This window comes from bacterium, from assembly GCA_024224155.1.
In the GTDB taxonomy this organism is placed as follows: Bacteria; Acidobacteriota; Thermoanaerobaculia; order Multivoradales; family JAHEKO01; genus CALZIK01.
Genome location: JAAENP010000402.1, coordinates 23,952 through 33,485 on the forward strand (window position 1 = coordinate 23,952; position 9,534 = coordinate 33,485).

20 protein-coding genes are annotated in these 9,534 nt (G+C 63.8%); 5 read left to right on the plus strand and 15 right to left on the minus strand.

The genetic code is table 11. From position 1 onward, the window contains the following. Nucleotides 1-113: 113 nt before the first annotated feature. Entirely contained in the window at nucleotides 114-476 is a 363-nt protein-coding gene (locus tag GY769_20210; GenBank protein MCP4204247.1) for a hypothetical protein, read from the minus strand. A gap of 915 nt (nucleotides 477-1,391) precedes the next feature. Here GY769_20210 and GY769_20215 point away from each other — a divergent pair. The 5 genes from GY769_20215 (at nucleotide 1,392) to GY769_20235 (ending at nucleotide 3,346) form a co-directional block, all read left to right on the plus strand. Then, nucleotides 1,392-1,793: a hypothetical protein gene (locus GY769_20215; protein MCP4204248.1), complete on the plus strand. Its 402-nt coding sequence runs from the start codon at nucleotides 1,392-1,394 to the stop codon at nucleotides 1,791-1,793. Then, nucleotides 1,790-2,062: a hypothetical protein gene (locus tag GY769_20220; protein MCP4204249.1), complete on the plus strand. Its 273-nt coding sequence runs from the start codon at nucleotides 1,790-1,792 to the stop codon at nucleotides 2,060-2,062. Before GY769_20215 ends, GY769_20220 begins: the two co-directional genes overlap by 4 nt. 391 nt (nucleotides 2,063-2,453) lie before the next feature. Then, nucleotides 2,454-2,678, plus strand: a complete 225-nt coding sequence (locus GY769_20225) for a hypothetical protein (protein ID MCP4204250.1) — start codon at nucleotides 2,454-2,456, stop codon at nucleotides 2,676-2,678. After that, entirely contained in the window at nucleotides 2,675-3,058 is a 384-nt protein-coding gene (locus tag GY769_20230) for a response regulator transcription factor (protein MCP4204251.1), read from the plus strand. The genes GY769_20225 and GY769_20230 overlap by 4 nt, the downstream gene beginning before the upstream one ends. A gap of 21 nt (nucleotides 3,059-3,079) precedes the next feature. Next, nucleotides 3,080-3,346: a hypothetical protein gene (locus GY769_20235; protein ID MCP4204252.1), complete on the plus strand. Its 267-nt coding sequence runs from the start codon at nucleotides 3,080-3,082 to the stop codon at nucleotides 3,344-3,346. A 419-nt stretch (nucleotides 3,347-3,765) separates the two neighbouring features. On the opposite strand, the gene GY769_20240 is transcribed toward GY769_20235, so the two are convergent. The 14 genes from GY769_20240 to GY769_20305 form a co-directional block, all read right to left on the minus strand. After that, nucleotides 3,766-4,095 (minus strand): hypothetical protein, encoded by a 330-nt coding sequence (locus tag GY769_20240; protein MCP4204253.1) that lies wholly within the window; start codon nucleotides 4,093-4,095, stop codon nucleotides 3,766-3,768. 112 nt (nucleotides 4,096-4,207) lie between these two features. Continuing rightward, a complete protein-coding gene (locus GY769_20245; GenBank protein MCP4204254.1) occupies nucleotides 4,208-4,450 on the minus strand; it encodes a hypothetical protein in 243 nt (80 codons plus the stop codon). Further along, nucleotides 4,447-4,905, minus strand: coding sequence for a hypothetical protein (locus GY769_20250; GenBank protein MCP4204255.1), 459 nt, complete (start codon nucleotides 4,903-4,905; stop codon nucleotides 4,447-4,449). Before GY769_20250 ends, GY769_20245 begins: the two co-directional genes overlap by 4 nt. Beyond that, complete coding sequence (locus GY769_20255; protein ID MCP4204256.1) at nucleotides 4,896-5,699, minus strand: hypothetical protein; 804 nt, start codon at nucleotides 5,697-5,699, stop codon at nucleotides 4,896-4,898. Before GY769_20255 ends, GY769_20250 begins: the two co-directional genes overlap by 10 nt. A gap of 163 nt (nucleotides 5,700-5,862) precedes the next feature. Further along, on the minus strand, nucleotides 5,863-6,474 hold the full coding sequence (locus tag GY769_20260; protein MCP4204257.1) for a hypothetical protein: 612 nt from the start codon (nucleotides 6,472-6,474) through the stop codon (nucleotides 5,863-5,865). A 58-nt stretch (nucleotides 6,475-6,532) separates the two neighbouring features. Continuing rightward, nucleotides 6,533-6,826 (minus strand): hypothetical protein, encoded by a 294-nt coding sequence (locus GY769_20265; protein MCP4204258.1) that lies wholly within the window; start codon nucleotides 6,824-6,826, stop codon nucleotides 6,533-6,535. Continuing rightward, nucleotides 6,823-7,047, minus strand: coding sequence for a hypothetical protein (locus GY769_20270; protein ID MCP4204259.1), 225 nt, complete (start codon nucleotides 7,045-7,047; stop codon nucleotides 6,823-6,825). The genes GY769_20265 and GY769_20270 overlap by 4 nt, the downstream gene beginning before the upstream one ends. After that, complete coding sequence (locus GY769_20275) at nucleotides 7,044-8,033, minus strand: hypothetical protein (GenBank protein MCP4204260.1); 990 nt, start codon at nucleotides 8,031-8,033, stop codon at nucleotides 7,044-7,046. Before GY769_20275 ends, GY769_20270 begins: the two co-directional genes overlap by 4 nt. Beyond that, entirely contained in the window at nucleotides 8,030-8,173 is a 144-nt protein-coding gene (locus GY769_20280; protein ID MCP4204261.1) for a hypothetical protein, read from the minus strand. Before GY769_20280 ends, GY769_20275 begins: the two co-directional genes overlap by 4 nt. Continuing rightward, nucleotides 8,166-8,420, minus strand: a complete 255-nt coding sequence (locus tag GY769_20285) for a hypothetical protein (GenBank protein ID MCP4204262.1) — start codon at nucleotides 8,418-8,420, stop codon at nucleotides 8,166-8,168. Before GY769_20285 ends, GY769_20280 begins: the two co-directional genes overlap by 8 nt. Then, on the minus strand, nucleotides 8,417-8,923 hold the full coding sequence (locus GY769_20290) for a hypothetical protein (GenBank protein ID MCP4204263.1): 507 nt from the start codon (nucleotides 8,921-8,923) through the stop codon (nucleotides 8,417-8,419). The genes GY769_20285 and GY769_20290 overlap by 4 nt, the downstream gene beginning before the upstream one ends. Next, nucleotides 8,920-9,156 carry a hypothetical protein gene (locus tag GY769_20295; GenBank protein ID MCP4204264.1) on the minus strand — a complete coding sequence of 79 codons (237 nt, stop codon included), beginning with the start codon at nucleotides 9,154-9,156 and terminating at the stop codon, nucleotides 8,920-8,922. Before GY769_20295 ends, GY769_20290 begins: the two co-directional genes overlap by 4 nt. 4 nt (nucleotides 9,157-9,160) lie before the next feature. Continuing rightward, nucleotides 9,161-9,388: a hypothetical protein gene (locus GY769_20300; protein MCP4204265.1), complete on the minus strand. Its 228-nt coding sequence runs from the start codon at nucleotides 9,386-9,388 to the stop codon at nucleotides 9,161-9,163. Continuing rightward, on the minus strand, nucleotides 9,388-9,534 hold a 147-nt coding region (locus GY769_20305), incomplete at its 5' end, for a hypothetical protein (GenBank protein MCP4204266.1). The genes GY769_20305 and GY769_20300, both read right to left, overlap by 1 nt.

Genomic DNA, 9,534 nt, shown 5'->3' on the forward strand with positions numbered 1-9,534 from the left:
TTCGTGCGTTGCGGTGGTCAACATACAAACCGCACGATCCGCAACGCCGAAAGCGTGTGCGGATGCGCGGATTGGTCTTCGCTAGCTCGCGTAGCTCTTTCGCTGTCCACACTTTACGCGGCTCCCTTCCACCATGACGGCATGGCGAGCCCAAGGTGTCGGTTTCGGTTGTCGACAACGCCCGAGGCGCCGCGAGTGAACGCGACATATCGAGCGCGGAAGGCCGCAAGGTCGACCGAGTAGGTTTCAACCTGGACGGCGATCTGCGATTGCCGAACGCTCGACATCACTTCGTCTAGGTGCGCGTGAACGCGCGACAGATGGACAAGCGGGCCGTAGTCGGTGCGCTCAAACCCGACCACCATCGTGGTCGAAAATGGCCGGTGCTCGGGGACGTGTGTACCCGTACCGTCTAGCATCGTGACAACGTCACCGATGCGGGGGTCCGTCTCTTCGTATGTGTGGAATCCGTTCATGGTCATGGTCCTCCTATCGGAGCATTCGCTCCCGTCGGCGCTCACTCATGAGAGACGACGGGAGCGCTCCACTTCTGACAGTGGAGCGCTTCCGATTTCGGTGCGTCGGGGTGCGGGCCCGATCGGGTGTGCTGTGACGTCGCACGTACGGGGGCGGCTCGCCCATGTGGTGAATGTCGCGTTGCGTTGTACCTCGGGGGTGTGGGTTGTCGTTAGAGTGTCGTGCCTGTCGCCTGGACGTTGCTCGCTCGGCTTTCGCCTACTGCTTCGCGCCGTCCGGGCCCTCCCTGTGGAGCGTTACGAATCCCCTCATGGTTCCAACATCAGGGCGCGACTAACGAACCGGGGAGCCACTCTCGACCCCTGCCTACCGGCAGCGCGCAACAAGGAGACTGCTCTCGCACGGCGAGAGGGTCTCAAGGGGTTCCCCGGCTTGTATCCGCGTCCTGCGCGGTGAGGTCATTCAACCAGGGTCGGTGTTGTCAGAGATCGCACCCCTCCCTACCCTCGAGTCGGCTTCGCTCGCCGCCGTCCGTAGCTCCGCCTATGCGGGCACGGTCCCGAGGTCCGGTGTCCACGTGCCGGAGCACGTGGCGTCATGGGGATTTTTCTGGGCGGGATTTCGTCCCCGCCATCGTCGTTCGGTGATTAGACGGCGATGTCACCACATGTATTCAAAGTGGTGACAACTTTTTCGTAACTTGTTGAAATCATTGATGTTTTAGGAATCGGGTGTACCATGGTGGGGACGGGTGATCCCGGTCCGGGGTGGCGATTTCGCGCCATTTTCGGCCGTCCCCGGATGGTGATATCCGGGGGTCCCAAAGCGGGGATGGAAGGCCGCGATCGGCGCTCCCCGGCGCTGTGGAGCCGTTGGACGGCGACGGAACGGCCGGGGCCGGCTATGCTCGGACCATGGCCAAGACGACTCGAAGCCCGTTCACCGCCCCGCAGAAGGTCCGCGCTCCGGCGCCACGGTTTCGAGCGCGCGGTCCTGCGCCGGCGACGCGTAACGTGTCCGCCGAGCGGCTCCGCGTGTGTGAACGTAAGGTCGCCCGAGTGCGCGCCGCCATCGGCCCAGTATCCGACCATGCCGATCGGATACTGCGACTCACCGAGACCCCGCAAAAGGCCAGGCGCGAGTACCGAAACCTTCGCACCTCTGTTCATCGTCTGAGTCGCAGCGTCGGCGCGCTTCGTATCGCGGGCGTAAGCGGGCTCGGCCAGCTGTCGCCCGGTGTGATGAGCCCCGTCATGTGGGGAATCGCTGGCGCCGCCGTTGGAGCCGGCGTCACCTGGCTCTGGCTGCTCAGGTGAGACCAGGACAAAACGCCAACCCCTTCGATCAGTGGACACTGGTCCATCTACTCGTCGGGGCTGGGTGCCGGGTTCTGGGAATGCGCGTGGGTTGGACGATCGCCGGCGGCCTCGTCTACGAGGGCATCGAACAGGTCTTCGAGCGCACCGCTGAAGGCCGGACCTTTTTCAAGATCAGCGGACCTGAGAGCGGCTGGAACATCGCCGGCGACATGGTGGCGTTGACGATGGGCTGGTACATCGCGCACTCATTGATGCCGCCGCGCTAATGGGTTGCGGGGGCCTCCGGCCCACGGTAGGTTCGGGGCTCAAACAGAACGAATGTGGACACCCCTTCACATTCACTCGGGCGGGGGCCAGGCGCGAAAGCGTACTGGCCTTTCGTTTGTGCGGGGCTCGAGGCGGGCGTAGGCTCGTCAACATGTCGCGGCTCCCTTGTCACGTCCCGAAGCGTCTCGCCGGTCACTACGTAGCCTTGTGCGGTGCGGAGTTTCGCGACGCCAAAACCAGGAACGCGCACGACCAGAAACGCCATCCGTTCTTCGAGCGTCACACACGCGGCGACGGGCCATACCGATCTACACGAATGCTCGTTCCACCGAAGGGCTTCGTGTGACCGTCGACGACCGAGAAAGAGCTGCTCCGTCTGGTGAGGTCCGCATGAAGAAGATGATCTACGCGCCTGAGGGGCTCTTGGGGATCGACGCGTTGGCGCTGCCGCCCGAAGAGGTTGAGGTGACCGAACACGGCGAGCGCGTTTCGGTAATCCGCACGCCGCTGACCGAAAACTGCTTCATCAACCTCGCGCGCAAGCGCTACGGCTATCCGCTGCTCAAAGAAATCGAGCGCGAGGTGCTCACCGAGTACCTCAAGCCCATTCAATGAAGACGATCCTCGTTCTCGAAGACAACGAGATGCGCATCCGCTGGCTTCAGCGGCTGATGAGGCGGCGCGCCGACGTGCTGTGGACCGACAACGTGCTCGACTTCCTCGACACGGTGGAGATCGACCCAGACCTCATCCTCATGGACCACGATTTGGGCCAGGAGCTAGACGGTCGGGACGCAGCAAAAGCGCTCTACACGAGCGCACCCATCATCGTGTGGAGCGCGAACACCCTGCGCGGTCCGCAGATGGTCGACATCCTCGAGCAGAGGGGCTTGGACGTCTTCCCGATCTGGCTGCCGTTCGGCTCGCCGGGACTGCCGCTCATCATCCAGACGACGCTGCGCAATCGCGAGCTACCGCAGCTCCGCGGCGTTTGAACGCACTGCTATGCTTCGGGCGTGGGTGAGCGCGAAGAAATCGAGCCGCTGCTCGACGTGCTGCTCGATGCAATCGCCAGCGAGTGCGGACGAAGCCGCGAGTTTCTAAGCCTCGAGATTGAGCAGGTCGTCGCGCAGACGCTCTTCGCTGCCCTCCGAGCGGGTCGGCGCCGGCAGCGGATGCGACGGCAGAGTAATACGGCCTACCACCAGCTGCCGGATCGGCACACCGATGAGACGCTGGCCAGCGTTCCGGCTGTGGATGTCGACGTGGACCTCGACGAATGAAAACGGCCCGCCTCCGTGAAGAAGCGGGCCGTTGGAAGTAGTGGCAGTCGAGTGTGCGGAACGCGAGATTTGTCTGTACCAAAAACAGATGCCTTGCAGCATGTTGCGTGTAGGTTCCGTCCGTTGACTGCGCGCCCAGGGTGGGTCGTCACCTCTGCGGTGTCAAGGCAGCCCGGAGCACGCGCACCAAGCGCCTTCCGAACCTGACGTTTTCACGGCGCATCCGAACAAGCTCCTCGTCGAATGCGCGGCGAACCTCGGGGTCCGCCAGCTGCCGCTCAAACCAATCGTCGTACGTCACTTCAGCCCCCACAAAAGCGAACGGACACCCGCTTTCGCACGTGCCCGCCCAGCCGTTTAGGAGTGTTCCTGACCTGGAACCCCATGAGTTTGGTGGGCCGTAGGCCCCCAGTCAACCCTTATCGCCCTTCCAGAGCCCAGGCCGTTTCTTCGGCCGCAACGTGGCGTCGGAGCAGCCTGACGAGAATCGCAGCAGCCATAACAGGATCGGCAGCGAGGCCCTCGAGCGCGATTCGATGAAAGACAGGGTGCTCTTCGCAGTGACAGCCGCTCACTTCGTACGCCTCTTCCATCGCCGCGTGCGCCGGGAGGTAGTTGACCACGTGACTGAGCAACGCGCGGGCGTCGCCGGCCGAGCCCGTCGCATCGAACCTGTCGATTTTCCGCAGCAGCGCGCGGTGATCTGCACGCAGCTTGGCGTAGACCGCTGCTGTCCGCCGAGGCTGCACGCGGTAGGTCAGCCGCGACCGAGTCGCAGCACTTCAGGCGCCTTCTTGTTCCACCAGAGAAACTGCGCGACGACGAGTCCGCCGAGCGCGAAGGTAGCGATCTTCCATCCGTTCATTGCATCTCCTGCTGTTGAAGGGCACCTGCGCGCCGTGCTTGGTCGACGACCCACCAGTTGCGGCCGTTGAAGAGCACCGTGCCGATGCCCATGGCGCCGAGCGCGACGCCCCAGAAGGGGCTCTTCTTTGTGAGCGCCATCCCGCCCGAAATCATCAGCGGGCCGATGAGCACGACATCGAGAATCCGAATCCACTGACTCTTGCCGGTGCCGACCGAAAACGTGATGTCGTTGTTCATGGGCGCGCGTACGCTTCACCGGTATCGGGGTCGAAGCGAAGCGACTTGGGCGCTTTGTCGCTGTCGAAAATGGCCCACGTCTCGTCATCGTCCAGTGCGTCGTTACGCCGCATGAAATCGGCCAACTCTTGTTTGTTGTACTGGGGGATAGATACCTCCCCAAGTAGGCGTCCGGTTTCGCGGTTGTACACGCCCGCCACCAGACCGAGGGCGCGTGACCAGCGTTTCCTTCGTTTCTTTCCTCGACCCTTCTTCCCGAGCCCTCGCAAAGTGTAGCGCTCGCCGGTCGCGGCGACGGTGAACCAGATGAACGCGCCGATGGCAGCGACCGCGAGGATGCCGATGACGGCGGTGCCACCGAGCACAGGCTTGGGCGCCTGGCCGAACCCGGCGATGGGGCGGCGGTTGCGCACCTGAATGTTGTGGCCGTAGTTGCCGAGCGTCATCACGTCCATGGGAGTCTCCGTCCTGAGTAATACCAGACGCCGGCGCCAGCTGCAGCCACTCCAGCAAATCCGAGTGTGAGCAGCCACCACGGAATGACGCGCGAGGTGCGCACGAAGCCGAGGAGCTTATTGAAATCGCCGCGAAACACGTTGAAGTCGACGTCGCCATGGATGCCTGGAAGCGAGCCCGACGAGGTGTATTGGTGAATCGACGCGTCGGTGAAGCCCGGCGGCACGGTGATGCATCCACCAGAGCCGTACTGCGGACGCCAGAGCTTGTAGTCCTTGAACGCTTCGCGGTACGCAGGGTGGCGGCCGACGAACGTCGTCCACGCGCCACCGGTGTAGATGATCGGTCGGCGGAAGAGGCGGCTCTCGATGAGCCCCATGTACCGCTTCGCTTCCTTGATCACGCGCTCGGGCGGCAGCGGCGTGCCTTCGCAGTGGCGCGTCTCGCTCAGCGGGCCCGTGTTGTACGTCGGGCACTCGAAGTCGAGCGCGGGCGGCATGTCGGAGCGCTTCATGCCGCCGGCCCGCTTGACCGCGGCGATCGCTAGGTTCGCTTGGTCACGGCCGGGCAGACCGCCTCGGAAGAAGTGGTAGAAGCCGCGCATGAAGCCGACGCGCCCAGCCTCTCGCCAGTTGCGCTCGAACTTCGTGTCGAGGTTCATCCCGTCGGCGACGCGGATGTAGACGAACTTCGCGTCCGTCGACGCAGCGACCGCGTCCCAGTCGATCGTCCCCTGCCACTTCGAGACGTCGATGCCCTGCACCTCCGGTCCCGTGTAGCAGCTCCGCGCCATGGCTCAGACTATCATTTGAATGGACGGGCGGCGGCCTTGCTGTAGCGCCCTGATCCGCAGCTCCGGGGCCCCTACTGACGTCGAACAGCAATGTACGCGAGGTTCGAGGTTTACCCGGCTACTACGGGGAACGATTCCGCCGCCCGTCGCGTAGACCGTAGCATCATTCCCAGCGGCAGAGTCCCGAGACGCAGAAAAAACCGTTGATGGTGGGCACGCCCTCTTCGTCGCGGCATTCCGCGTCCCGCCAGCGACCAGAGGCAATCGCGCGGTTGGCTCGAGCGCGGTCGCGAGCCCGGCGCATGCCGCCCCAGTGAAGCGGCCTGTATTTGCAGTCAGCGCGGATTTCCCCGTCGAGCCACGCCTCGGCGCGATCGATCGTCTCCAGCCAGGGCTCGCGGTACCAGCGATCCCAATCGGCGTCCGCCGGCCAGCTTTCGGGGGCGATGGCCGCGAAGTTGAGACCCAAAACCCAGCGATTTCGGTTGTTGGTGACGTTTTCGCTTCGGCCAGCGGAGTAGCGCAGCGCGGCGCACCTCAGGTCCCCCTCGCATTCGGCTCGCAGAGGCCCCTCAGCGCGCTGTTTGAGGACCTCCCAGACGGCGAGATGGTCGGCGTGAGCGCGGAAAAAGCCGGCCTCATGGATGCCGTAGCGGGCCAGGGTGATGACGAGGTCGTCGTGGTCGCGGGGCTCATCTTCGGCCCCTACCGGGGCCACAGCTGTGCAAGTCAGGAACAGCAGCGCCAAAGCGGTGCCGAGTAGGGTTCGAGTCATCCTCTACCTCCGAGCCGCAGGGGTAGAGGAGCCGCGAAGCTAGGTCAAGGCGGAGGTGTCACTGCGCAGCGATGAACCAGAACGCAGCCGCAGCGAGGGCGGCGCCGCCTAGGACGATGCCGATCGTCTTCTGTGTGTCGGTGAGCTGACCGAGGCCCCTGATTCCGTACGGCGAGAGGTTCACCTGGTGCAGGCTGTACGGGCTGAAGGGCTCCGGCATCTGCACCGTCGCGCCGAGCTGGGGACGAGGACGACCGAAGATCGCCATGCGGCCGAGATTGCGCTCGCGCATCGCGTCGTGCTCGTCGCGATGTGCCTTGAGCACGTGAATCCATCTCTCGTTTTCGTTCATAGATAGTTCCCCTGTTCCATGTGCTTGACGGCCGTCTGAAACGCCTGAAGCGCCGTCCGACCCGCGCTCCACACAGAAACGTCTTCCTCGATGTCGGTGATTGTACAACCGACACCCAGCCGACCAGGTGCTGGGCCGACACCGACAAAATCAAACTCCACACGCAGCTCGTCCGTAGCGACCAGTTGTGTCAACAGTTTGGCCATTTGCGTAGCTGTCATCGATAGCTCCCGACCCCGTTCGGGTCCCATTGCTTCGGAATCGGACGACCGTCGTCCAGAGTGAAGTCGTAGCGCGGCACGAGACCGAGCACTGGCACAGCGTAATCGATCACGAGGGCTTGCCACAGAGCTTCGCCGGGATCGCCTGGCTTGCCGCCGTTGGACTGGCGATGCGCGTAGACGAAACGGATGGGCATCCCCTGTTTGCGGCCTTCCTCGACAGCGTAGCGGACCGCGGCGCGACCTCCGCGAATGCGCGCCGGCGTCAGCACCATCGGCGGCTCGTCGCCCCACGTCGTGCGAAGGTCTTCGCGCGGTGGAGTGTTCGGGTCGTCGAGCAAGCCGCTGAAGCGTCCGCTGACCTCGATGCCGAGCGTCGGACGGTTGAGGCGGTTGCCGTGATAGATGTACCAGTCGAGCGGCATCGTGCAGATGACAAGGTCGTCATGCGCGACGAGCGGGGCAGCGACGCCGCCCTTTTTGCTGTTCCGAGGTCCGTAGAGCGCGCGAAGGGCGATGGCGTACTCATCGAGCACGTCGTCGTGCGCATCGAACGGCGGCTTGCTCGCGAGCTGCTGGTAGTAGGCGCTGGGTCGAAGCTCGACCGCCATCTGGTGCAGCGTGATGCCGTCGATGACGGCGTGGTTGCGACGCACGGTCTGACCGTGACGAACGAGGCCCTTGGGGTGCGGGTCGAGCGCGTGCTCTTCGAGATGGATGAAGCTGACGTCGTCGAGGTCAGGCTCCGTCGTCGCCACCGTGATGGGGATGTCGGGCATCGTCGGGCCTCGACGCAGATCGTCGAGCGCCGCTTGCGGCACTTCTGGTGCCCACCCCAGTCGTCGATCGCGCGCGTACTGCTGAAGCGCGTCCCACGTCTCATCGCCACAGTGACCGTCCGCACCGTACCGCGGCAACCGATAGCCGAGACGCAGGAGCTTGCCCTGCACCGTCTCGACGACAGCACCTCGGTCGTTGAACTTCATGCTTCGATGGTGCGGGCCATGCCCCAAACGAACGCGAGGCCGATGAGCCCCACCGCGCCGACCCAGAGCACCGCTTTGGCGCCCGTAGGAAGCTGACCGACGCCGCGCAGCTGTCCGAGAGTGTTCACGCGTCTAGTCATTGAGGGCGTCCTCCACCTTGTCTTCAACCGCGTCGAGATCGCCGAGGTCGACCTTCTTCGCAGGGTTGGCCACGAGGTCCTCGATGAGCTTCTGCGTTTCCTCGGGCGTGTGGTCGGCGAGCAGCCCGCTGACCGCCTTTAGAATACCAGCGACGCTGAGCGCGACGAGCTTGGCGGTGCCCGACGCGAAGCTGCCCGCAGCCTCTGCGCCGATTACCAGCGCGTCGATGTAGGTCTTGACGCTCATGGTGAACCTCCGAGAAAACCGCTGATGAGCTGTGGGACTTCTGGAAGGGTGAGATCGAAGTGCGCACCGAGCGGGATCAGCTCGATGTAGAAGCGCACGGCGTCGGCTGCGAGCGAGAGCAGCACCTGCGTGTCGAAGCGTTCAGTCGAGATGGCTGTAAGCAGCGCGCTCACCCAAAGCGTGTGCGCTGCGGCGATCGCGTGCTGCGTGGTCTCGATGGCGCGGCACTTCTCGATGACTGTGTCGGCGCGTGCGCGGCGCGTGTCGTCATCGGCGTTGGCCGGTGGGTCTTCGTTGGCGATGGCCAGCGCGTCGCCTTCGCAGTCGATTTCGCTCTCCATGAGATCGACGGCTTCATTGTTGAGTGTCCGCACGGCTTCGGCGGCCTGTGCGTGAAGCTGAAGCGTGGAAGGTCCGCACCCACCGAGAACGGTGGCGTAGAAATAGATCAGCGACCCGAGGAAGACGGTGTAGATCACATGAGGGGCGTAGCGACGAATCATCCTGCTTCCTCAGTAGGCCCTGGCGCTGGACGACGCAAGTCTTTGATCTTCTCGACCGTCTCGCGCACCTCTTCTTGGCACTCCTCGGCCACGCGCTTCGTCTGCTCGAGCGACAAGTCGATGATGTCGGTCACCTCGTCGACCTCAAACTCGATGGAGTCGTCCTTCTTCCGCTTGTCGACTACGGCTTTGAGATCACGCTTGCTCCGTCGCTTCTTTCCCCTTTTCCACACAGCACTACCTCCTACGAAGCTCTTTCACAGCCGCCGCCAGGTCGGACACCGTCGTGTTCCACTTGTCGTTCAGCTCGAGAAGCATCGCTGTCACCTTCTTCGCGTCAGCAACCCGCGCGTCCTGCGCTTTGCTCAGCTGCCTGTTTTGTACGACGAGCGCAATGCCGAGTGCGACGATGACCGCGCCTAGGGGTCCGGCGGATAGTAGCGTGTTGACAACACCCTCTTCCATCAGGCGGCTCCGTCGTTTTTGGCGCCGTAGAAGATGAAGAGGAACGCCGTGATGGTCGCGCTGCTGAGCAGGCTGCCCAAGATGAGGTTGCGACCCTTGGCGCCAGCGAGCGCCATGCCGGGTGCGATGAGGATCGCGCGCAGCCC

Coding starts and splice junctions, on each gene's coding strand:
- GY769_20225 (MCP4204250.1), top strand. CDS start 2,454: ATGAAGAAGATGATCTACGCGCCTGAGGGGCTCTTGGGGATCGACGCG.
- GY769_20275 (MCP4204260.1), bottom strand. CDS start 8,033: ATGAAGTTCAACGACCGAGGTGCTGTCGTCGAGACGGTGCAGGGCAAG.
- GY769_20260 (MCP4204257.1), bottom strand. CDS start 6,474: ATGACTCGAACCCTACTCGGCACCGCTTTGGCGCTGCTGTTCCTGACT.
- GY769_20230 (MCP4204251.1), top strand. CDS start 2,675: ATGAAGACGATCCTCGTTCTCGAAGACAACGAGATGCGCATCCGCTGG.
- GY769_20215 (MCP4204248.1), top strand. CDS start 1,392: ATGGCCAAGACGACTCGAAGCCCGTTCACCGCCCCGCAGAAGGTCCGC.
- GY769_20255 (MCP4204256.1), bottom strand. CDS start 5,699: ATGGCGCGGAGCTGCTACACGGGACCGGAGGTGCAGGGCATCGACGTC.
- GY769_20250 (MCP4204255.1), bottom strand. CDS start 4,905: ATGGACGTGATGACGCTCGGCAACTACGGCCACAACATTCAGGTGCGC.
- GY769_20210 (MCP4204247.1), bottom strand. CDS start 476: ATGAACGGATTCCACACATACGAAGAGACGGACCCCCGCATCGGTGAC.
- GY769_20270 (MCP4204259.1), bottom strand. CDS start 7,047: ATGACAGCTACGCAAATGGCCAAACTGTTGACACAACTGGTCGCTACG.
- GY769_20300 (MCP4204265.1), bottom strand. CDS start 9,388: ATGGAAGAGGGTGTTGTCAACACGCTACTATCCGCCGGACCCCTAGGC.
- GY769_20265 (MCP4204258.1), bottom strand. CDS start 6,826: ATGAACGAAAACGAGAGATGGATTCACGTGCTCAAGGCACATCGCGAC.
- GY769_20290 (MCP4204263.1), bottom strand. CDS start 8,923: ATGATTCGTCGCTACGCCCCTCATGTGATCTACACCGTCTTCCTCGGG.
- GY769_20285 (MCP4204262.1), bottom strand. CDS start 8,420: ATGAGCGTCAAGACCTACATCGACGCGCTGGTAATCGGCGCAGAGGCT.
- GY769_20280 (MCP4204261.1), bottom strand. CDS start 8,173: ATGACTAGACGCGTGAACACTCTCGGACAGCTGCGCGGCGTCGGTCAG.
- GY769_20245 (MCP4204254.1), bottom strand. CDS start 4,450: ATGAACAACGACATCACGTTTTCGGTCGGCACCGGCAAGAGTCAGTGG.